A 20,596-nucleotide genomic window follows, 5' to 3' on the forward strand; every position below is an offset into this window, starting at 1 on the left:
GATCGGGTCCGAGGCAGTTTTCTGCCGGATATCCGTCATGAGTTGATCTGGAGCATGTGCGAACCTGGCTTGCAGGAAAACCCGCTTTTCAGCCGCAGCCATAGCTGCCACCCTGCAGGGCGGAAAGCAATTCAATGCACAGAGGGCGGGGTCGATGTATCTAGTGAAAACACCCGAGGGTCAGCAGGCCTTCAAGGAGCGCAATGCCGATCTGAGCCAGCGATTACGCTCGGCCTTTTTGCTGTTTGACGGTCGTCGCACCCTCATGCAGGTGCTGGAGGCAACCTCGGCGCTGGGGGTGAACAAGGACGATATTCTGGCGCTGGTCAGCAGGGGCTGGCTGGCCACAAGAGAGTCGTCCGTCGTGGCTGATGCAGCCGCACAGGCCCATGCATCTTCGCTCTCAAAGAGCAGTTCGGCATCGTTGGCACCTGCTGACGTCGACTCTGGCAGCTTCCAAAGGCGCTACCAGAGAGCCTATCCGATAGCGGTGTCCATAACGGGGGCTCTGGGGCTCAAGGGCTTCAGGCTGAATCTGGCGGTGGAGGCGGCCATGGGTTATGAGCAACTGGCTGCGCTGGCTCCACGCATACGAGATGCTGCGGGTGACAAGGCCTATACGTCTTTGCACAGGATGCTGTTTGAGGCGGATGAGACATAGACACCCACTGTGCCGAGCCTCTCGCATAGAAAAAAGCGGCTTCGGAGAGCCGCTTTTTTCATGAACCAGCCTGTTTTTTAGACAGCCAGCAATTCCACGTCAAACTTCAGCGTGGCGTTGGGAGGGATGACGCCACCGGCGCCGCGCGCACCATAGCCCAGGGCAGCGGGGATCAGCAGCGTGCGCTGGCCGCCCACCTTCATGCCCTGCACGCCTTCGTCCCAGCCCTTGATGACCATGCCGGCGCCCAGTGCAAAGACGAAAGGATCGTTGCGGTCCTTGCTGGAGTCGAACTTGGCGCCTTGAACGCCGTTGTTGTAGAGCCAGCCTGTGTAGTGCACGGTCACGCTCTGACCGGCTTTGGCTTCGGCGCCTTCACCTACGACGGTGTCTTCGTATTGCAGGCCGGAGGCAGTAGTGTTGAATGCCATGATGGATTTCCTTTCAGCGCAAAGCAGAAAAAGGCGATGGAAAAAGGGCCAGCCAAGCACGCTTGGGGCCCTTGGATGATAGTTGTGCGCGCTTGCCGCCAAGTCCCCGGCACAGCGCCAAGGTTTACTTCTTGGCGCGTGCTGCCACCCAGCGGTTGGCAAAGGCCTGTACGTCGGACAGGCGCTTGAGCAGATCCTGCCCGGTCAGTGTGACGGTGTAGCCATCGCTGCCATGCTCGAGCAGACCACACTCACGCAGTTCCTTGATACGGGTGTTCAAGGTGTTGGGCGTGATGCCGCCCACGCTGTCTTGCAGCAGTCGGAAGGTCTGGGGATGACCATCCCGCAAAGCCCACAGCACGCGCAGCGCATAGCGGCATTCGAGCTTCTCGAACAGCTGGTTGATGGCGGCGTTTTCCTTGGAGCTCATGGACGCTTCTCCTTGCGCAATGATGTTGTCGAGCTGGGCGCACTAGGCGCTTTCAGTGCCATGTCCAATGGACTATAGCGGTTAATTTATTTTGCTACAAGTTTAGTAGCTTCAAATCTTCGACTGCAACGCCTTGAAGTGATAAAGGCCACAAACAGCACGCAAGTGTTGCGGGTCAGCCACGAATCAGCGAGAAGACTCGCTTGCTTCAGGGTTTGTAGCAATAAGGGCAGAGCTGAAGCAGCCCTCGGGACAGGTTGGCGAGCTATGCCGGAAGTGTTAGTGCTGGCTTAGGTGTTTCTGGGTGTAAAAAATGACTCTAGCCATTGATTTGTCAGAGCGAGCAGCTACGGAAATCATAGTTCCTGCTTTTGTGTCGGTATTTGCTTGAGCTGCACCAGCACCTGCAGCAGACGGTTGAGCGGCGTGGCAATGCCCAGCGCCTGACCGCGTCGCACCACATAGCCGTTGAGATGGTCGATTTCCGTGGGCTTGCCGAGCGCCAGATCCTGGGCCGTGGAAGAAAGCTGCCGGGGCATGGTGCGCGCTATGGCCGCTACAGCCTCGTCCACGGAGGCCGGCAGCTGCACGCCGTCGGCCAGAGCCACGGTCTTGCATTCGGCGGCAATGTCTTGCATCACGGCGGGTATGCCCTGCTGCGCGAGCAGCCAGCCATAGGGCTGCTGGGTGAGGGCGGAGAGTGCGTTGTACACGCAGTTGATGATGAGCTTTTGCCAGAGTGCAACCTGCACACCATCCGAGACCTGCGTGGGAATGCCGGCGGCGCTGAACTGGTCCGCGATCGCATCGCCTTGCTGGCAGGGCGCGATGACCAGCTCGCCCCGGCCAAAGTGGCGTACATGGCCCGGGCCTGCCATGGCAGTGGCCACATAGACCACGGCAGCTGCCACCGGCTGCTGACCCAACACCTGGCGCAGGCGCTGGTCGTTGTCCACGCCGTTTTGCAAGCTCAGTACCTGGGTATGTGCAGCCAGGTGCGGTTTGATCTGTGCGGCCGCTGCCTCGGTATCGGTGGATTTCACGCAGAACAGCACCACATCGGCGCCCGCCACGGCACTGGGCTCGGTGCTGGTGGCGACGGGCAGGTGCAGATCTTCTGTTGCCGTCTGCAGTCGCAGACCGTGCTGGCTGATGGCCTGCATATGCGAGGCTCTACCGATCAGCGTGACCGGGTGGCCGGCGCGTGCCAGCAAAGCGCCAAAGTAGCAGCCCACCGAGCCAGCGCCCATGACGGCAACGCAGAGGCGGGAGGGAGGGGCGGTGTGGTCGACCAGGTTCATGCGGCTATCTCGCAAAGAGGCTCAGCTCTTGAGCTTGAGCAGATAGGTCATCAATTGGGCAGTCGAGGTCTCGACCTCCAGAAATTCCTGCAGGGCCTTGCCGGTTTTCCAGGAGGAGCTCCAATTATTGCTGACCAGGGCTTGCTTCCAGCTGTCCTGGTTGCTTGCCTGCTCGATAGCCGCCAGCAGTTGCTGGGCGCGCTCTGCAGGCAGATTCTTGCCTGTAAAGACGGCACGCCAGTTGGACATTTCAGCGTCCAGACCCTGCTCGCGCATGGAGGCAATGCCGAACATGGCACGGCGTGACGAAACACCGATGGCGCGCAGCTTGCCCGCCTGCAAGGCTTCTCTGAACTCGCTGTATCCCGAGATTCCCACCTGCACCTGCTTTTGCAGCAGGGCCTGGAGCACATCGTTACCGCCGGCAAAGGGCTTGTATTGCAGTTGCTCCGCATTGGCCTTGGCCAGGCGGGCCAGCATGCCCGCATACATATGGTCCACACCGCCTGCAGAGCCTCCGGCAATGGTCAGTGCGGGCAGGTTCTCGCGCATGGCCTTGGCCAGTGCCTTGGGGTTGGCAAGCGGCGAGTCGAGGGGCACGGCCACCACCAGATAGTCGCTGGTCAGGCGCGCCAGGGGCTGCACCTGAAGCAGCTCTGCCGACTTCTTGTTCAGCGCCAGAGCGCCGACCATGACCATGCCGCCGATCAGCAGGCTGTTGGGGTCGCTGCCATAGCGTTTGGTGTACTCGGCCAAGCCTATGGTGCCGCCCTTGCCGCCGATGTTTTCATAAATGACCTTGTCCACAGTGCCGCTGCTGGTCAGCGCTGCGCCCAGGGCGCGGCCGGTCTGGTCCCAGCCGCCGCCGGGGTTGGCGGGGATCACGATACGCAGCTGTGTGCCAAGGCGCTGGGGCGGATTGGCGATGGCTGCAAAAGGTGTAGATAGCAAGGCAGCGCAATAGCTGAGCCAGTGGCGGCGTGTCGGGGTGCTGTTCGCGTGAGGGGTATTCATGTCTGTCTCCGTTGTTATGTGTCTTTTGGTGTGTTTGGCAGAAAGCAAAGGCTTGCTGACCTGGGGTGCATACGAAAAAGCCCCGACCTGAAACAGATCGGGGCTTTGAGTAGCAGGGAACCGGCGAGCCGGTTCCTCGGGCTGACTCTACAGCGAGTCGATGAAGCTGCGCAGCTTGTCGGAGCGCGAAGGGTGCTTGAGTTTGCGCAGCGCCTTGGCTTCGATCTGACGGATACGCTCGCGCGTCACGTCAAACTGCTTGCCGACTTCTTCCAGTGTGTGGTCGGTGGACATTTCGATACCGAAGCGCATGCGCAGCACCTTGGCTTCGCGAGGCGTCAGGCCGTCGAGGATGTCCTTGACCACATCGCGCAGGCCGGCCTGCATGGCGGCGTCGATAGGCGCCGTGTTGTTGCCGTCCTCAATGAAATCGCCCAGGTGCGAATCGTCGTCGTCACCGATGGGGGTTTCCATCGAGATCGGTTCCTTGGCGATCTTCATGATCTTGCGGATCTTGTCCTCGGGGATCTCCATCTTGGCGGCCAGGATGGACGCATCGGGCTCGAAACCAAACTCTTGCAAGTGCTGGCGCGAGATGCGGTTCATCTTGTTGATGGTCTCGATCATGTGCACCGGGATACGGATCGTGCGGGCCTGGTCAGCGATGGAGCGCGTGATGGCCTGACGAATCCACCAGGTCGCATAGGTCGAGAACTTGTAGCCGCGACGGTATTCGAACTTGTCCACGGCCTTCATCAGGCCGATATTGCCTTCCTGGATCAGATCCAGGAATTGCAGACCGCGGTTGGTGTACTTCTTGGCGATGGAGATCACGAGACGCAGGTTGGCCTCGATCATTTCCTTCTTGGCATCACGGCTGGCGCGCTCGCCGCTGTTCATGCGCTTGTTGATGTGCTTGAGCTCTTCCAGAGGCACAACCACGCGGGCCTGCAGGTCGATCAGGTTCTGCTGCAGCTCCTGCACGGGCGGAATGTTGCGCTCCAGCACGGCGCTGTAGTTCTTGCCTGCCGCCACTTGCTTGATGACCCAGTCCAGGTTCAGCAGGTTGGGCGGGAAGTCCTTGATGAACTGCTCCTGCGGCATGCCGCACTTGTCCACGATGATCTTGCGCAGCTCGCGTTCCTTCTTGCGCACGTCGTCCACCTGGGCGCGCACCAGATCGCAGAGCTTCTCGATCGTCTTGGCCGTGAAGCGAATGGTCATCAGCTGTTCGGTGATGGCCTTTTGCACCTTCATGTATGCCTCGGTGCCGTAGCCTTCCTTGTCATACACCTTGTGCATCTTGTCGAAGAGCTCGCGCATGGAGTCAAAGCGACCCAGGGCTTCGTTCTTCAGCTCTTCGAGCTTCTTGGTCAGGGCCTTGGAGCCGCCCTTGCCGTCATCGTCGTCTTCTTCGTCGTATTCGTCGAAGTCTTCCTCGGCCACATAGTCGTCGTTCTCGTTGGCATTGACGAAGCCGTCCACCACGGTGGAGATGACAACCTTGCCTTCGCGGATTTCCTCAGCCATGTTGAGGATTTCGGCGATGGTCGCGGGAGAAGCCGAGATGGCTTCCATCATGTCCATCAGACCGCCTTCGATGCGCTTGGCGATTTCGATTTCGCCTTCGCGTGTCAGCAGTTCGACGGTGCCCATTTCACGCATGTACATGCGAACGGGGTCGGTGGTGCGACCGAATTCGGAGTCCACGGTGGACAGAGCCGCTTCGGCCTCTTCTTCCGCTTCCTCTTCGGTGGTCGCCGACTGGCCGGTGTTGTTCAGCAGCAGGGTTTCCGCATCGGGAGTCTGCTCGTACACGGCCACGCCCATGTCGTTCAACATGGAGATCACGACTTCCAGCGTTTCGGCATCGACCAGCTTGTCGGGCAGGTGGTCGTTGATTTCGGCGTGGGTCAGGTAGCCGCGGGTCTTGCCCAACTTGATCAGCATCTTCAGACGCTGACGGCGGGTGTTCATTTCCTCTTCGGTCAGAACGGTCTCGTCCAGGCCGAATTCCTTCATCAAGGCGCGTTCCTTCGCCTTGCTGATCTTCATGCGCAGAGGCTTGACCTTTTCGGCAGGAGCAGCAGACGCTTCGGTCGATGCCTCCTCTTCGACTTCGCCTTCCAGTTCGCTGTCGATATCCGACAGGTCTGCATCATCCATGTCCCCGTCGGCCTCCTTGGCCTTGGGCTTGCGACCGCGCTTGGCGGGAGCCTTGTCAGCATCGGCGCTGGCAGCAGGGGCCTTGACGGCGGCTGCCTTCTTGGCCGCAGGGGCCTTTTTGGCGACGGTCTTCTTGGCGGCAGGAGCGGCAGCTGTGTCGTCGTCTTCTTCGGCCTTCTTGCGGCCGCGCTTGGGAGTTGCCTGTGCCAGCAGCGCATCGGCCATGGCTTTGAGTTCGGCTTGTGACTTGGTAACCACGGTGGTGTCTTTCTTTGCTTCGGCTGCAGATGCAGCACTCTTCTTCACAGCAGGCTTGCTGGCACTGGCCTTTTTCGCGGGCTCTGCTGCGGAAGTGGAAGTTTTAGAGGTCTTGGGCTTTGCTGAAGCTTCTGGGGCCTGCTTGGACTTCACGGACTTTGAAACGGGCATGAACACCTCTCACGGTACGAACACACACAAACACACAAAGGAAAACGGAAAATGCAAACAAACGCCGCTAAAGCTGGCGCAAGAACAGGCCTAGCCTGTCCGGTGGAGCACAAAGACTCCCTGGCAAGATGTTGGGGCGATCATTTGGTATGCAATCCTTGCGAGAAATGGGCCATGCAGTTGCTGCCATCACGTGATTTCTTCACGGTGCCCGGGTCGGAGGTGTTGCTGTCGCTCTTGCCTATATCTGTTAAATTATACCTTTTTTAAAGATGTCAAGAGGCGGAGCTAATAATTACAGATAAATTTTTTCGCCGCTGTTGAAACTCTATGTAACGCCTTGCCGCTGTGGGGTCGGTGGCGATCTCCTTGAGCGCCTGCGCCTCCTCGCGCTTGAGGTGATCCACGAGGATCAGATTGAGTGTGCCGCGCAACTCCTTGCGCAACTCGTCCACCTCGCCTTCGGGGTTGGCATGGGCGCCGCTCATGAGTTTTTGGGCCAGCGGCTCGCAAGGCGCGCCTTGCAATTGCTCGCGCAGCACTGCCCAGGAGCGCGGCCCGGACTCGGTGAACTGGGCCTCCAGCCAACGGAACAAGGGGGCATGGCTTTGGTTGCAGCGAGCCAGGGCATCGAAATCCTCATGGGTCATCTCTTCCATGAACTCCATGTGACACATCAGCAGGCGTGCGGCCTGGTCTTCGCGGCTGACCGGCGTGGGGCGCGGGCCCAGCTGCGGCGGGTTCCAGTCCTCGCCCTTCTTGCCCCAGGGCTTGCGCGCCCGGCCGAATTCCTTGCGGCCCGGCCAGTTGCTGCCGCCGCCCTGGCTCGGGTAGGAGGGAGCCGGTGCTGCAGCATCGGCCCAGTCAGGAGCGCTTTCCCAGTTACCGGGCGGCGCATCCCATTCCGGTGCCTGAGGGCTGGCAGCAGGAGGGGCGCGACGGGCGGCGGGGGCGGTGCGTGCGGCTTCCTGCGCCCAGATATCGGAGAGGTCGCGCGAGTCCAGTTGGGCCAGGGCGGCGATTTCGGAGAGCAACTGGCGCTTGAGTGCGCCGTCGGGCAGTAGCGACCACAGCGGCCGCGCGTTGCTGGCCATGTGGGCACGGCCTTCTGTCTGTCCCAGGTCGCAGCCCTCGCTGGCCGATTCGATGAGAAAGCGGCTCAGTGGCGTTGCGTCGCCTACGTAGCGCGAGAAGGCCTCGGGGCCGAATTCGCGGATGAAGCTGTCGGGGTCATGCTCCGAAGGCAGGAACAGGAATTTGATGGAGCGCGTGTCCGTCGCCAGTGGCAGGGCCGCATCCAGCGCCTTGCGGGCGGCGCGCCGGCCCGCGCCGTCGCCGTCGAAGCTGAAGACCACGGCATCGGTAAAGCGCAACAGCTTTTGCACATGCTCGGGCGTGCAGGCCGTGCCCAGCGTGGCCACGGCATTGGCAAAGCCCAGTTGGGCCAGCGCCACCACGTCCATGTAGCCTTCGGTGACCAGGGCGTAGCCCATGTCGCGCAGGGCCTGCCGGGCCTCGTAGAGGCCGTAGAGTTCGCGGCCCTTGTGGAAGACCGGGGTTTCGGGGGAGTTCAGGTATTTGGGCTTTTCATCGCCAAACACCCGGCCGCCAAAGCCTATGCATTCGCCTTTGACGTTGCGAATCGGGAACATCAGCCGGTCGCGAAAGCGGTCGTAGCGGCGGCTGTCGTCCTCGCCCACGATGACCAGCCCGCATTCTTCAAGCTGCGGGTTGTCGTACTCGGCGAACACGCTGGCCAGGCCATGCCAGCCTGCGGGTGCGTAGCCCAGGCCGAAGCGCTTGGAGACTTCGCCGGAGACGCCGCGCTTTTTCAGATACTCGATGGCCTTGGGGGCGGCCTTGAGATGTTTGCGATAGGACTCGCCGGCTTTTTCCAGAAGGTCGCTCAGGGTCTCGGCTTTTTGCTTTTGCTGAGCCTGGCGCTGGCGCTCGGCAGGACTGATGTCGTCCTGGGGCACTTGCAGACCGCATTGGCTGGCAAGTTCCTGCACGGCTTCGACAAAGCCCATGCCGGTATGCTCCATCAGAAAGCCGATGGCATTGCCATTCTTGCCGCAGCCAAAGCAGTGGAAAAACTGCTTGCTGGGGCTGACTGTGAAAGATGGCGACTTCTCGCCATGGAAAGGGCATAGGCCCATGAAGTTGGCGCCGCCCTTTTTGAGCTGTACATAGCGGCCCACGATGTCGACGACGTCGACGCGGGAGAGTAACTCTTGGATGAATGATTGGGGAATGGCCACCCGCGTATTCTGCCTTTTTCGGCAAACGCCGATGGCGCGGCAGGAATGTGCGGGCGGGCAAAAAAAAAGCCTGCACCCATGGGTGCAGGCTCAGGTCTCCTGATGCCTGGATCATTGCCAGGCTCTCCTCTAAAACGTCTCCTCCGCCTCACAGTCTTGAGGCTTGCGACCGGCTCCGTGCGGGCAGAGATGTCGGTCTTGCACTGCCAGCGCTGGCAGTCATATCCTCAAAACGTGTGCGCATTCTAAAAGCGATTCGAAGTCCTGGTGGTTGGTCTGTCAGATAAATGATGTCTTATAGATGACTTGCATGAGTTGGCGCTGCCTGGGGAATGAGGGGGTTTTTCAAAAGGATTCCATGTGATTGATTTCAAATGAATTTATCGATTTTCAGAAGCTGTTGAAAGTACTGGCTCACTGAATGACCTTTTAAATTGCTCTGGTTTGTCCGCGCGTGTCGCATGCCGGTTTGCCGGCGCGGTGCGGCCATTTCGGGCGCAGCTGCTTGATCCCGGTCACAACAGGCTTGTATGGCACTCGGTTGTAAGCCTGGCGTGACCGATGCTGGGGTACAAAGCGCTCAGGAGACAAACATGACAAGTTCTTTCGATCTGAACCTCGCACCGAACACCGCCAACTACGCCGCGCTGACGCCGCTGGGCTTTATTGCCCGCACGGCCGAGGTCTACCCCGAGCGCCTGGCCATTGTTCATGGCGACTTGCGCCAGAGCTGGGCACAAACCTATGCGCGTTGCCGTCAACTGGCCAGCAGCCTGCAGAAAATCGGCATCGGCAAGAACGACACGGTGGCCGTGATGCTGCCCAATACGCCGCCCATGGTGGAGGCGCACTTTGGCGTGCCCATGGCCGGTGCCGTGCTCAACACGCTCAATACCCGGCTCGATGCCGAGACCCTGGCATTCATGCTGGACCATGGCGAAGCCAAGGCCTTGATCGTGGACCCCGAGTTCGCGGCCTTGATGGCCAGGGCACTCAAATTGCGCAAGGGCACAGAACCCATCTATGTGATCCAGGTCGAGGACAGCGTCTATGGCGAGGCGGGCGAGCAGATCGGTGCCATTGACTACGAGAGCTTCGTGGCCCAGGGCGATGCCGGTTTCGACTGGCAGTGGCCCGGCGACGAATGGGATGCGATTGCGCTGAACTACACCAGTGGCACCACAGGCAACCCCAAGGGCGTGGTCTACCACCATCGCGGCGCGCACAACAATGCCATCAGCAACGTGTTGGAGTGGGACATGCCCAAGCACGCCGTCTATCTGTGGACGCTGCCCATGTTCCATTGCAACGGCTGGTGCTTTCCCTGGACGGTGGCAGCGCGCGCGGCCGTCAACGTCTGCCTGCGCCGGGTGGATGCGCAGGCGGTGTTTGACGCCATTCGAAATCATGGCGTGACCCATTACTGCGGCGCGCCCATCGTGCACAGCTTGCTGGTGAATGCGCCGGCCGCCATGAAGCAGGGCGTGCCCGCAGGCGTGAAGGCCATGGTGGCAGGGGCCGCGCCGCCCGCATCGATGATCGAGGGCATGGAGTCCATGGGCTTTGACATCACCCATGTCTACGGCCTGACCGAAACCTACGGCCCGGCCACGGTCTGCGCCAGGCACGAGGCCTGGAATCAGCTCGATATTGGTGAGCGCGCCCGTCTGAACTCGCGCCAGGGCGTGCGCTACCACCTTCAGCGCTCTGCCGCAGTGCTGGAGCCCGAAACCATGCAGCCCGTGCCGCGCGACGGCCAGACCATGGGGGAGATCATGTTCCAGGGCAATATCGCCATGAAGGGCTATCTCAAGAACCCGCAGGCGACGCAGGAGGCTTTCCGCGGCGGCTGGTTCCATAGCGGCGACCTGGCCGTTCAGCATCCCGACGGCTATATCCAGATCAAGGACCGCAGCAAGGACATCATCATCTCGGGCGGCGAGAACATCTCCTCGATCGAAGTGGAGGATGTGCTCTATCGTCACCCTGCCGTGCTGGCTGCGGCCGTGGTGGCCAAGCCCGATCCCAAATGGGGCGAGACGCCCTGCGCCTTTATCGAGCTCAAGGCCGGAGCCGAGACCACGGAGCAAGACATCATTGCCCACTGCAAAAAGCATCTGGCCGGCTACAAGGTGCCGCGCGCCGTGGTGTTCGGGGAGCTGCCCAAGACCAGCACGGGCAAGATCCAGAAGTTCGAGCTGCGCAAGCAGGCCGGTTCGGCTGGCGCCATTTCGGCCTGAGATCCGGCCGCCAAGCCCAAAGCCCGGTGCCTTGGCGATGTGGGCAGCGGGCTTTTTCGTGTCTGTCGGTTCAGCAAATTTGATAGCTGCTAGCGCCTGCTATTCATAGAACTTGGATAGTTTTCAATCTGAAATCTATGAATGGCCTGCGCAACAAGCTATTAATTTGATAGCTGTAGCTGCTCAGCGCTTCAGGCCAGATCGGGCGGCATGCGCTGCCAGCCTTCAGGCGTCACGCGCAGCACCTCGGCGCGCCGTGTATCGGCATCGATATGCCAGTCGCTGAGCACGATGCGCCATTGGTCATTGCCCAGTGCGTGGTCGGCGGGCTGATGGGTATGGCCGTGAATCAGCCAGGGCGCTTGTGCGGCCTGCATCCAGGTGGCATTCATCTGCGTGTCGGCATCTGCGTAGGGAGCGCCGCTTTGCTTGCGCTGCTCGCTTTCGCTGCGTGCCGATTTGCCGATCGCGCGGCGCACGGCCAGGGGCTGGGCCAGCAGTTGCTGCTGCCAGGCGGCGGAGCGCGAAACAGCTCGGAATTGCTGGTACTCCACATCGTCCAGACACAGCGCATCGCCATGGCTGAGCAGGATGCTGGGGCCTGCCCATCGCAGCACCGTGGGGTCGGAAAGGCCGCTCATGCCGCTGCGGCGCAGAAACTCGTCACCGGCCAGAAAGTCGCGGTTGCCGACCATGAAGAACAGCGGACGCTGCTGCGCCGCCTCGTGCAGCACGGCAGCGCATTCGGCTTCGAAGCTGCCGGGTTCATCGAGTGCATCGTCACCGACCCAGACTTCAAACAGATCGCCGAGGATAAAGATGGCATCGGCCGTGCTGCGTGCCAGATAGCTGCGCCAGGCTTCAACCGTCTGCGGCTCGGACGGCTGCAGGTGCAGATCGGAAATAAAGTCGATAGCTCGCCAGTCGGGTGCGCCTTGCAGCTGCGCCACCTGAGGAGCAGTCGTGCGGGGATCTGAAGAATCAGTCATGTGATGATGGTACGCAGCCTGAAAACGATAACGGCCCCGTGCGAGAGGCGGCAAGCAAGAGGCGCCTTGCAGCGAGGCCGTCGTCCCGGCCGGGTGCGCCTTGCAGCTGCGTCACCTGAGGCGCAGTCGTGCGGGGATCTGAATGAACGGCGGATTCAGTCATTTGAACAAGTGAGGACTTGCGCAAACAAGAATGCAGCAACAGCCTGCTTCCAGCAGGCAGTCATCCTGCCTGAACCCGTTTTGCGGAAGTCGTGAAATACGCGGCTTCTAAAAACAACTACGGCCTCGTGCGAGAGACGGCAAGCAAGGGCCGCCCCGCAGCGAGGCCGTAGTCCCCCTCAGGGGGAAGCCGCAAAGCGGCTCAGGGGGATCAAATTACAGGGCCACGGCCTTGTCGATCACCACTGCGTCGAAAGGCACGTCGTCGTGGAAGCCCTTGCGGGTGGTGCGCACCTTCTTGATGGCGTCCACGACTTCTTCGCCCTTGACCACCTTGCCGAACACGGCATAGCCCCAGCCCTGGCCGGTGGGAGCTGTGTGGTTCAGGAAGCCGTTGTCCACGGTGTTGATGAAGAACTGGGCGGTTGCGCTGTGAGGATCGCTGGTGCGAGCCATGGCAATGGTGTACTTGTCGTTCTTCAGGCCGTTCTTGGCTTCGTTCTCGATGGGTGCAGCGGTTTCCTTTTGCTTCATGTCGGCTGCAAAACCGCCACCCTGGATCATGAAGTTCTTGATCACGCGGTGGAAGATGGTGCCGTTGTAGAAGCCCTGGTTCACGTAGCTCAGGAAGTTCTCGGTGGACTTGGGCGCGTTCACGGCGTCCAGTTCCAGGGTGATCACGCCCTGGGTTGCGGTGTCAGCCACGTTGATGGTCACGTGCAGTTCGACTTGGGGATTGCTCATGTCTGTACTTTCTAGAGGATGGAGTGAAGAGGCGGGCGCAGACCTGCAGATGCAGCGCCGCCGGGTTGTTTACTTGATTTCGGAGGCGGAGAGGATTGTTACCGGCGTCGTAGGCACATTCTGGTGCATGCCACGGTTGCCCGTAGCCACGGCGCGGATTTTGTCCACCACATCCATACCCTTGATCACCTTGCCGAAGACGGCATAGCCATGGCCGTCGGGCTTGGGGGCGTTGAGCATGTCGTTGTTCACCACATTGATGAAGAACTGCGAGGTGGCCGAGTTGGGGTTGCCGGTGCGCGCCATGGCAATCGTGCCGCGGTCGTTCTTGAGGCCATTGCTGGCTTCCAACGGAATCGGGGCGCGTGTGGGCTTTTCGTTCAGATTGGCGTCCATGCCGCCACCCTGGATCATGAAGCCTTCGATGACGCGGTGGAACACCGTGCCGTCATAGTGCTTGTCGCGCACATATTGCAGAAAATTGGCGGCGCTCTTGGGCGCCTTGGCGTCGTTGAGCTCGACCACGATATCGCCCATGCTGGTCTTGAGCTGCACCTTGGATTGCGCCTGGGCCAGGCCGGAGGTTGCAAAAACAGTGGCTGTCAGCGCAATGGCGGACAGGGCTTTAAGGCTGTTTCGACGGAAATTCAGCATGGTCATATTCCTGGGTAAGTGGGCCTTGGGCAAGACCGCTGGATAGCGGCTGCAAAAAAACCGGCTCGAGGCAGCTGAGGGCGCCGGCCTGCTTCACAAGAGGGCGGCGATGGCAAAAAACGGGTTCAGCGCTGTGCAGGCTGGGCCGGGGCAGGCGTTGCGAGGGAGGCCGCAGGCTGCAGCAGGTCCTTGAGCTGCTTGAGCTTGGGGTTCAGGGCTGCGGGGCGGCCGCCCTTGGCCAGGGACTGCGCATAGGACTGATAGGCCAGGCGGGCATAGATATCGCCCAGGTTTTCATGTGCTACGGCATAGTTCGGATTGTTGCGCACGGCAGCTTCAAGTGCAGAGCGGGCGCGATCCAGATCGCCCTGGCGTGCATAGATCACGGCCAGGTTGTTATAGGGCTCGGGCAGTTCTGGATAGTCCTCGGTCAGCTGGCGAAAAGCCGCAATCGCGTCCTCGGTCTTGCCGTCATTGCTCAGCGCGATGCCGCGCAGAAAACGCATCTGTGGGTCGCGTGCATTCTTGGCCAAATAGGTTTCCGTTTTTTGCAGCGCCTGCTGCGTTTTGCCGCTCTTGAGCAACTGGGCAACATCCGTGTAATCGTCGGCGTAGGCGCTACCTGCAGCGAGCAAGGCAGCCAGGGCTGCCGCACGCGCTGCGGTACTGAACAAGTTGCGTACAGGCATGTAGGTGCTTTCATAGCGCCGCAAGAACTGCGCTGCGGCGGGAGCTTATACTGCGGGGAATTGTAGCTGAGGGGTGTGCAGCGCTTAGGCGTCTGGCCGGACCGGGATGTGTCTGGATGCTAGTGCGCATCTTTCAGCCTCAGGGAATGGCAGGCACGGTTTATGCATCGCAGGCATGGCCAGTGCTGCTGGTCGCCACCCTCTCTCCCTATTTCAAGATTCATGAGTTTGCGCATCTACAACACGCTGTCGCGTGCACTGGAATCGTTTTCGCCGCTGGAGCCGGGCCATGTGCGTATGTACGTCTGTGGCATGACGGTCTATGACCTCTGCCACCTGGGCCACGCGCGCTCCATGGTGGCTTTCGACGTGGTGCAGCGCTGGCTGCGCGCCAGCGGCTACAAGGTGACCTATGTGCGCAACATCACCGACATCGATGACAAGATCATCAGGCGCGCGGTGGAAAATGGCGAAACCATCCGCAGCTTGACCGATCGCATGATCGATGCGCTGCACCAGGATGCGGATGCGCTCGGTATCGAACGCCCCACGCTGGAGCCGCGCGCTACCGAATACGTGCCGCAGATGCTGAGCATGATCGCCCAGCTGCAGAGCAAGGGCCTGGCCTATCAGGCCGGCAATGGCGATGTGAACTACGCCGTGCGCAAGTTTCCAGGCTACGGCAAGCTGTCGGGCAAATCGCTGGATGAACTCAACGCCGGTGAGCGCGTGGCCGTGGCGGACGGCAAGCATGACCCGCTGGACTTTGTGCTGTGGAAGTCGGCCAAGGCCGATGAGCCGGCCGATGTGAAATGGCAGAGTTCGTTTGGTGAAGGCCGACCCGGCTGGCATATCGAATGCTCGGCCATGGGCTGCGAGCTGCTGGGCGAGAGCTTTGACATCCATGGTGGCGGTGCAGACCTGCAGTTCCCTCACCACGAGAACGAGATTGCCCAGAGCGAAGGTGCGACCGGCAAGCCGTTTGCCCAGACCTGGATGCACAACGGCTTCATCAACGTGGACAACGAGAAGATGTCCAAGTCGCTGGGCAACTTCTTCACCATCCGCGACGTGCTCAAGGAATACGACGCCGAGACCATCCGTTTCTTCGTCGTACGCAGTCACTACCGCAGCCCGCTGAACTATTCCAACGTGCATCTCGATGATGCACGCGGTGCGCTCAAGCGCCTCTATACCGCTTTGGATCTGGTGGCGCCCGCCGAGATGCAGATCGACTGGAGCAACTCCTATGCCGCCCGCTTCAAGGCGGCGATGGATGAAGACTTCGGCACGCCCGAGGCAGTGGCCGTGCTGTTCGAGCTGGCCGCTGAAGTCAACCGCAGCAAGTCGCCCGAAGTGGCGGGCTTGCTCAAGGCCCTGGGGGCCTGCCTGGGCCTGCTGCAGGCTGAGCCGCAGAAGTTTCTGCAGGCCGGTGCCGAAGGTGTGGATGCGGCCGCGATCGAAGCGCAGATTGCCGCGCGCGCTCAGGCCAAGGCTGCCAAGAACTGGGCCGAGGCCGACCGCATCCGCAAGGAACTGCTCGAGCAGGGCATCGTCCTCAAGGACTCTGCCGCGGGTACGACCTGGGAATCGGCCGCCAAGGGCTGAGGCTGCATGCAATATTCCATCAACTGTGTGAGCAGTGCGAAGGGGCGTGCATGAGCGCGGTCAAGCATCTGGACACCATGGAGTTCGAGCAGCTGCCGCTGGTTGCCGATCTGCCCGTGCCCATGGGGCCGGCTGCGCCTTTGCCTGTAGCGCCTTTGGGGGCGGCAGCCATTGCTCAGCCTGTCGGTACAACTGCAAAGCAGACAGTCGCGCCCAAAGCAGCTGCTCCCAAGATCCATCTGGATCTGCCCGATGGCGTGCCCGCCTATTGGGCCGAGGCCTGCCGCCAGCTCATGCGCCGCGATCGTGTGCTCAAACGCCTGATTCCGCAACTCGGCAGTCAGGCGCTGCTGCCTTGCGGGCAGGAGCAGGCCTTTGCCACATTGGCCCGCTCCATTGTCGGGCAGCAGATTTCGGCGAAGTCGGCCAAGACCTTGTGGAACAAGTTCGCCAAGCTGCCTGCTGCCATGCAGCCAGAGCAGGTGCTCAGGCTCAAGGTGGACGATATGCGTGGCGCGGGACTGTCGGCGCGCAAGGTGGACTATCTGGTCGATCTGGCGCTGCACTTCACCGAGCATCGCCTGCACATGGATGAATGGGCCCAGATGAGCGATGAAGCCATCATCGCTGAGCTGATGTCCATACGCGGTCTCAGTCGCTGGACGGCCGAGAATTTTCTGATTTACTGCCTGGGGCGGCCCAATGTGCTGCCTCTGGATGATGCCGGCTTGATACAGGGCATCTCTCTCAATCATTTTTCGGGTGATCCTGTCAGTCGCAGCGATGCCCGTGAAGTTGCCGAGGCTTGGAAACCGTGGTGTACGGTTGCAACTTGGTATATTTGGCGCTCGCTCGAGGCGCAGCCTGTGGCTTGATGACATCTGTCCACTGGCCGATTGCAAGGATTGCAACAGGCTGGCACAAGGAGAAATACGTTGGCGAAAAAGAACTTTCTGGATTTTGAGCAGCCCATTGCAGAACTCGAATCCAAAATCGAGGAACTGCGCTATGTGCAGACTGAAAGCGCAGTAGATATCTCGGAAGAGATTGATCAGCTCAGCAAGAAAAGCCTGCAGCTGACCAAGGACATCTACAGCGACCTGACCCCCTGGCAGATCACCAAGATTGCCCGTCATACCGAGCGTCCCTATACGCTCGACTATGTCCGCGAGTGCTTTACCGACTTTGTCGAAATGCACGGCGACCGACACTTTGCGGATGACCAGTCCATCATCGGTGGCCTGGCACGTTTCAATGGCCAGCCCTGCATGGTGATCGGTCATCAAAAGGGCCGCGATACCAAGGAGCGCACACTGCGCAACTTCGGCATGACGCGCCCCGAGGGCTATCGCAAGGCTCTGCGTCTGATGAAGACGGCCGAGAAGTTCAAGCTGCCCGTGTTCACGTTTGTGGACACGCCCGGCGCCTTCCCTGGTATCGACGCCGAGGAGCGTGGCCAGTCCGAAGCCATTGGTCGCAACATCTACGAGATGGCCCAGCTGCAGACACCCATCATCACCACCATCATCGGTGAAGGTGGTTCGGGCGGTGCGCTGGCCATTGCCGTGGCTGACCAGGTGCTGATGCTGCAGTACTCCGTGTACTCGGTGATCAGTCCCGAAGGCTGCGCTTCCATTCTTTGGAAGACGGGTGAAAAGGCGCAAGAAGCGGCTGATGCCATGGGTATCACGGCTCACCGCCTGAAGGCGCTGGGCCTGGTCGACAAGATCGTCAACGAACCCGTGGGTGGCGCTCACCGCGACACCAAGCAAATGGGGGCATTCCTCAAGCGTGCGCTGGGTGATGCCCTGCGTCAGTTGTCGGATCTCAAGCCCAAGGAGCTGCAGGATCGTCGCTACGAGCGCATTCAGAGCTATGGCAAGTTTGCTGACACCAAGGCAGACAATCGCTAAGCAACTGCTTGCTTGCGGCTTGCGCACAATGGCTCCTTCGGGAGCCATTCTTTTTTGCGGTCGACCTTGATAGGTTTTGAATGAAATATGCTTCAAGCCCTTATAAATCAAGAGCTGCCTGCTATTGAATTATGAATTGGAAGGCTGTTTGCAATGCAAATCAAGTCTGATGCTGACTTGTTGAGTGTCTCGGCAGCACTGGTCGACGCTGCAATCGGGGGCTTCCAGCCGCCGCTGCCGCTGGCGGTGGCTTTCAGTGGTGGCGCGGATTCATCAGCCTTGTTGCTGGCCTGCCATGCGCGCTGGCCTGGGCAGGTGAGGGCGATTCATGTACATCATGGTTTGCAGTCTGCGGCTGATGGTTTTCAGTGGCATTGCGAGCAACTGTGCGCCCGGCACGGCATCGCACTCAAGGTCTGCGCCATCGATGCGCGCAATGTGCAGGGGCAAAGCCCCGAAGATGCGGCGCGCCAGGGGCGTTATGCCGCCTTGATTCAGGTGGCTCGGCAGCCCTGGTTCGATGCGCAGGGCGCAGAGCTGGACGCGGTGTGCTCCATGGCGCTGGCCCAGCATGCCGATGATCAGGTCGAGACCTTGCTGCTGGCGCTCTCGCGCGGTGCCGGTGTGGCCGGTCTGGCGGCCATGCCCGGGCATTGGCAAAGAGCGGGGCTGGAGTGGTTCAGGCCCTTGCTGTCGGTGCCGGGCCAGGCGCTGCGCGACTGGTTGCGCCTCAGGGGTTTGAGCTGGATCGAGGATCCGACGAATGCCGATCCGGGCTACACGCGCAATCGCATCCGGGCTCAGCTGCTGCCGGTGCTGGAGCAGGTTTTTCCGCAGTTCCGCAACACGTTTGCACGTAGCAGTGCGCATTGCGCGCAGGCTTCAGAGCTGCTCAACGAGCAGGCGGCAGCAGACCTGCAGATGGTGGGAGTGCCGCCGGCTATCAAGGCGCTGCAGCGTTTGAGTAAAGCACGTCTGGGCAATGTTCTGCGCTATTGGCTGCGCGTCGCACATGGCACAACGCCGACGGCGGCGCAGCTTGCGCAGCTCGTGGCGCAGCTCGGCGTTTGCACTACGCGAGGGCACCGCATCCATATCAAGGTGGGACGGGGTTTTGTGGAGCGCCAGGGGGCAAGTCTCGGTTGGTACAATTCCTAGGTTTTGGTTTTTTTACCTGTACGAAAACCGCCGGCGCGCCAAAACCTTTGTGATCTGCGCCGTGGCTGCTGTTTCGTCACCCTTTAGTATCCAATGGCACTGATCGTTCATAAATACGGCGGCACCTCGATGGGCTCGACAGAGCGCATCCGCAACGTCGCCAAGCGTGTGGCCAAATGGGCTCGGGCAGGTCACCAGTTGGTGGTTGTGCCCAGCGCCATGAGTGGCGAAACCAACCGTTTGCTGGGTCTGGCCAGCGAGCTGGCTCCCAGCCACGCCAAGAGTTCGTACTACCGTGAGCTCGATATGCTGGCCGCCACTGGCGAGCAGGCATCTTCTGCGCTGCTGGCCATTGCGCTGCAGGCCGAGGGCATGGAATCCGTCAGCTATGCGGGCTGGCAAGTGCCCGTGCGCACCGATAGCAGCTACACCAAGGCTCGCATCGAGTCCATCGACGACAAGCGCGTGCGCGCTGACCTCGAGGCAGGTCGTGTCGTTATCGTGACCGGCTTCCAGGGTATCGATCCCGAAGGCAATGTCACCACGCTGGGTCGTGGCGGCTCCGACACTTCTGCTGTGGCCGTGGCTGCCGCCCTGAAGGCTGCCGAATGCCTGATCTATACCGATGTCGATGGCGTCTACACCACCGACCCCCGTGTAGTGCCTGCTGCCAAGCGCCTGGGTACGGTGAGCTTCGAGGAAATGCTGGAAATGGCCAGCCTGGGCTCCAAGGTGCTGCAAATCCGTTCCGTGGAGTTTGCAGGCAAGTACAAGGTACCCATGCGCGTGCTGTCCAGCTTCACGCCCTGGGATATCGATCTGGAAGAAGAAGCCAAGTCCGGCACGCTGATTACTTTTGAGGAAGACGAAAAAATGGAAAAGGCTGTCGTATCCGGCATCGCTTTCAACCGTGGCGAGGCCAAGATCTCCGTGCTGGGCGTGCCCGATACCCCTGGCGTGGCTGCTGCCATCCTGGGGCCCGTGGCTGATGCCAACATCGAAGTCGATGTGATCATCCAGAACATCTCCAAGGACGGCAAGACCGACTTCAGCTTCACCGTGAGCCAGGGCGACTACCAGCGCGCCATGGAGCTGCTGCGTGAAAGCGTTGTTCCTGCGCTGGGTGCTTCCGAAGTGGTGGGCAATCCCAATATCGCCAAGGTCAGCATCGTCGGCATCGGCATGCGCAGCCATGTGGGCGTGGCCTCCACCATGTTCCGTGCCCTGAGCAAGGAAGGCGTGAACATCCAGATGATCTCCACCTCCGAAATCAAGACCTCCGTCGTGATCGACGAGAAGTACCTGGAGCTGGCCGTGCGTTCCCTGCACACTGCCTTTGGTTTGGACAAAAGCGAATAATTTTCGCAACTTTCCAAAAACGATCAAAAAAGCTGTTTACAATAGCGTCATTCCGGAAACGTGACCGAGTGGCCGAAGGTGCTCCCCTGCTAAGGGAGTATGGGGTGTAGAGCCTCATCGAGGGTTCGAATCCCTCCGTTTCCGCCAAATCAAAGAAAAAGCCGAAAGGCTTTTTCTTTTTGTCAAGACCTTACGGGTCTTGACAAAAAGTTTCAAACTTTGATTTGAGTCTGCTGAAAAACAGGCTACAATGCAAGGCTTCGCTGATCGCAGCAAGCAATGAGATTCAAGATCAAGTTTTTGGTTTTGAACTCGGTTCCTTAAAAAAATACAGCCGATAAGCGTGGGCGTTTGAGGGCAAGCAGCCAGTTCTTCGGAACAAACTCT

At 60.3% G+C, this 20,596-nt stretch carries 17 protein-coding genes and 1 tRNA gene; 8 read left to right on the forward strand and 10 right to left on the reverse strand.

What is annotated here, in order from left to right:
• The first annotated feature begins 154 nt into the window (after positions 1–154).
• Positions 155–661, forward strand: a complete 507-nt coding sequence (locus AC1RTQ_RS08245) for a hypothetical protein (RefSeq protein ID WP_492874956.1) — start codon at positions 155–157, stop codon at positions 659–661.
• 77 nt (positions 662–738) lie between these two features.
• Here the strand turns inward: AC1RTQ_RS08245 and AC1RTQ_RS08250 are convergent, their stop codons facing one another.
• The 6 genes from AC1RTQ_RS08250 to dnaG all read right to left on the reverse strand — a co-directional run bounded on the left by AC1RTQ_RS08250 (position 739) and on the right by dnaG (position 8,693).
• Positions 739–1,092 carry an FKBP-type peptidyl-prolyl cis-trans isomerase gene (locus AC1RTQ_RS08250; protein WP_304350380.1) on the reverse strand — a complete coding sequence of 118 codons (354 nt, stop codon included), beginning with the start codon at positions 1,090–1,092 and terminating at the stop codon, positions 739–741.
• 124 nt (positions 1,093–1,216) lie between these two features.
• Entirely contained in the window at positions 1,217–1,522 is a 306-nt protein-coding gene (locus AC1RTQ_RS08255; RefSeq protein ID WP_003057624.1) for a winged helix-turn-helix transcriptional regulator, read from the reverse strand.
• 356 nt (positions 1,523–1,878) lie between these two features.
• A complete protein-coding gene (locus AC1RTQ_RS08260; RefSeq protein ID WP_492874957.1) occupies positions 1,879–2,823 on the reverse strand; it encodes a ketopantoate reductase family protein in 945 nt (314 codons plus the stop codon).
• A gap of 21 nt (positions 2,824–2,844) precedes the next feature.
• On the reverse strand, positions 2,845–3,837 hold the full coding sequence (locus tag AC1RTQ_RS08265) for a Bug family tripartite tricarboxylate transporter substrate binding protein (RefSeq protein WP_492874958.1): 993 nt from the start codon (positions 3,835–3,837) through the stop codon (positions 2,845–2,847).
• Positions 3,838–3,984: 147 nt separating this feature from the next.
• Positions 3,985–6,432: an RNA polymerase sigma factor RpoD gene (rpoD, locus tag AC1RTQ_RS08270; RefSeq protein WP_492874959.1), complete on the reverse strand. Its 2,448-nt coding sequence runs from the start codon at positions 6,430–6,432 to the stop codon at positions 3,985–3,987.
• Positions 6,433–6,707: 275 nt separating this feature from the next.
• A complete protein-coding gene (dnaG, locus tag AC1RTQ_RS08275) occupies positions 6,708–8,693 on the reverse strand; it encodes a DNA primase (protein ID WP_492874960.1) in 1,986 nt (661 codons plus the stop codon).
• 593 nt (positions 8,694–9,286) lie between these two features.
• Here dnaG and AC1RTQ_RS08280 point away from each other — a divergent pair.
• Positions 9,287–10,933: an acyl-CoA synthetase gene (locus AC1RTQ_RS08280; RefSeq protein ID WP_492874961.1), complete on the forward strand. Its 1,647-nt coding sequence runs from the start codon at positions 9,287–9,289 to the stop codon at positions 10,931–10,933.
• 191 nt (positions 10,934–11,124) lie between these two features.
• Here the strand turns inward: AC1RTQ_RS08280 and AC1RTQ_RS08285 are convergent, their stop codons facing one another.
• From AC1RTQ_RS08285 to AC1RTQ_RS08300, 4 genes are all read right to left on the reverse strand, one after another.
• Complete coding sequence (locus AC1RTQ_RS08285) at positions 11,125–11,922, reverse strand: UDP-2,3-diacylglucosamine diphosphatase (protein WP_492874962.1); 798 nt, start codon at positions 11,920–11,922, stop codon at positions 11,125–11,127.
• Between the two features lie 378 nt (positions 11,923–12,300).
• On the reverse strand, positions 12,301–12,828 hold the full coding sequence (locus AC1RTQ_RS08290) for a peptidylprolyl isomerase (RefSeq protein ID WP_003076264.1): 528 nt from the start codon (positions 12,826–12,828) through the stop codon (positions 12,301–12,303).
• 69 nt (positions 12,829–12,897) lie between these two features.
• On the reverse strand, positions 12,898–13,482 hold the full coding sequence (locus tag AC1RTQ_RS08295; protein WP_492874963.1) for a peptidylprolyl isomerase: 585 nt from the start codon (positions 13,480–13,482) through the stop codon (positions 12,898–12,900).
• A gap of 125 nt (positions 13,483–13,607) precedes the next feature.
• Positions 13,608–14,171, reverse strand: coding sequence for a tetratricopeptide repeat protein (locus AC1RTQ_RS08300; protein ID WP_302091814.1), 564 nt, complete (start codon positions 14,169–14,171; stop codon positions 13,608–13,610).
• Positions 14,172–14,393: 222 nt separating this feature from the next.
• Here AC1RTQ_RS08300 and cysS point away from each other — a divergent pair, with 222 nt between their 5' ends.
• The 6 genes from cysS (at position 14,394) to AC1RTQ_RS08330 (ending at position 20,356) form a co-directional block, all read left to right on the forward strand.
• Entirely contained in the window at positions 14,394–15,779 is a 1,386-nt protein-coding gene (cysS, locus tag AC1RTQ_RS08305) for a cysteine--tRNA ligase (protein WP_492874964.1), read from the forward strand.
• 50 nt (positions 15,780–15,829) lie between these two features.
• The gene (locus AC1RTQ_RS08310; RefSeq protein WP_492874965.1) at positions 15,830–16,654 is read left to right on the forward strand and encodes a DNA-3-methyladenine glycosylase family protein; all 825 of its coding nucleotides are present in this window, start codon (positions 15,830–15,832) and stop codon (positions 16,652–16,654) included.
• Positions 16,655–16,714: 60 nt separating this feature from the next.
• The gene (locus AC1RTQ_RS08315) at positions 16,715–17,692 is read left to right on the forward strand and encodes an acetyl-CoA carboxylase carboxyltransferase subunit alpha (protein WP_302091811.1); all 978 of its coding nucleotides are present in this window, start codon (positions 16,715–16,717) and stop codon (positions 17,690–17,692) included.
• 153 nt (positions 17,693–17,845) lie between these two features.
• The gene (tilS, locus tag AC1RTQ_RS08320) at positions 17,846–18,850 is read left to right on the forward strand and encodes a tRNA lysidine(34) synthetase TilS (RefSeq protein ID WP_492874966.1); all 1,005 of its coding nucleotides are present in this window, start codon (positions 17,846–17,848) and stop codon (positions 18,848–18,850) included.
• A 93-nt stretch (positions 18,851–18,943) separates the two neighbouring features.
• Positions 18,944–20,209: an aspartate kinase gene (locus AC1RTQ_RS08325; protein ID WP_302091809.1), complete on the forward strand. Its 1,266-nt coding sequence runs from the start codon at positions 18,944–18,946 to the stop codon at positions 20,207–20,209.
• A 54-nt stretch (positions 20,210–20,263) separates the two neighbouring features.
• Positions 20,264–20,356 (forward strand) — tRNA-Ser (locus tag AC1RTQ_RS08330).
• Positions 20,357–20,596 lie beyond the last annotated feature (240 nt).

The sequence above is a fragment of the Comamonas sp. GW821-FHT11H03 genome (assembly GCF_058807955.1).

Bases quoted from the DNA above. Each gene is read 5' to 3' on its own strand.
- AC1RTQ_RS08290 (WP_003076264.1), bottom strand. From the start codon at position 12,828: ATGAGCAATCCCCAAGTCGAACTGCACGTGACCATCAACGTGGCTGAC.
- AC1RTQ_RS08325 (WP_302091809.1), top strand. From the start codon at position 18,944: ATGGCACTGATCGTTCATAAATACGGCGGCACCTCGATGGGCTCGACA.
- AC1RTQ_RS08250 (WP_304350380.1), bottom strand. From the start codon at position 1,092: ATGGCATTCAACACTACTGCCTCCGGCCTGCAATACGAAGACACCGTC.
- AC1RTQ_RS08280 (WP_492874961.1), top strand. From the start codon at position 9,287: ATGACAAGTTCTTTCGATCTGAACCTCGCACCGAACACCGCCAACTAC.
- AC1RTQ_RS08295 (WP_492874963.1), bottom strand. From the start codon at position 13,482: ATGCTGAATTTCCGTCGAAACAGCCTTAAAGCCCTGTCCGCCATTGCG.
- tilS (WP_492874966.1), top strand. From the start codon at position 17,846: ATGCAAATCAAGTCTGATGCTGACTTGTTGAGTGTCTCGGCAGCACTG.
- AC1RTQ_RS08260 (WP_492874957.1), bottom strand. From the start codon at position 2,823: ATGAACCTGGTCGACCACACCGCCCCTCCCTCCCGCCTCTGCGTTGCC.
- AC1RTQ_RS08265 (WP_492874958.1), bottom strand. From the start codon at position 3,837: ATGAATACCCCTCACGCGAACAGCACCCCGACACGCCGCCACTGGCTC.
- rpoD (WP_492874959.1), bottom strand. From the start codon at position 6,432: ATGCCCGTTTCAAAGTCCGTGAAGTCCAAGCAGGCCCCAGAAGCTTCA.
- cysS (WP_492874964.1), top strand. From the start codon at position 14,394: ATGAGTTTGCGCATCTACAACACGCTGTCGCGTGCACTGGAATCGTTT.
- AC1RTQ_RS08245 (WP_492874956.1), top strand. From the start codon at position 155: ATGTATCTAGTGAAAACACCCGAGGGTCAGCAGGCCTTCAAGGAGCGC.
- AC1RTQ_RS08310 (WP_492874965.1), top strand. From the start codon at position 15,830: ATGAGCGCGGTCAAGCATCTGGACACCATGGAGTTCGAGCAGCTGCCG.
- AC1RTQ_RS08255 (WP_003057624.1), bottom strand. From the start codon at position 1,522: ATGAGCTCCAAGGAAAACGCCGCCATCAACCAGCTGTTCGAGAAGCTC.
- AC1RTQ_RS08300 (WP_302091814.1), bottom strand. From the start codon at position 14,171: ATGCCTGTACGCAACTTGTTCAGTACCGCAGCGCGTGCGGCAGCCCTG.
- AC1RTQ_RS08285 (WP_492874962.1), bottom strand. From the start codon at position 11,922: ATGACTGATTCTTCAGATCCCCGCACGACTGCTCCTCAGGTGGCGCAG.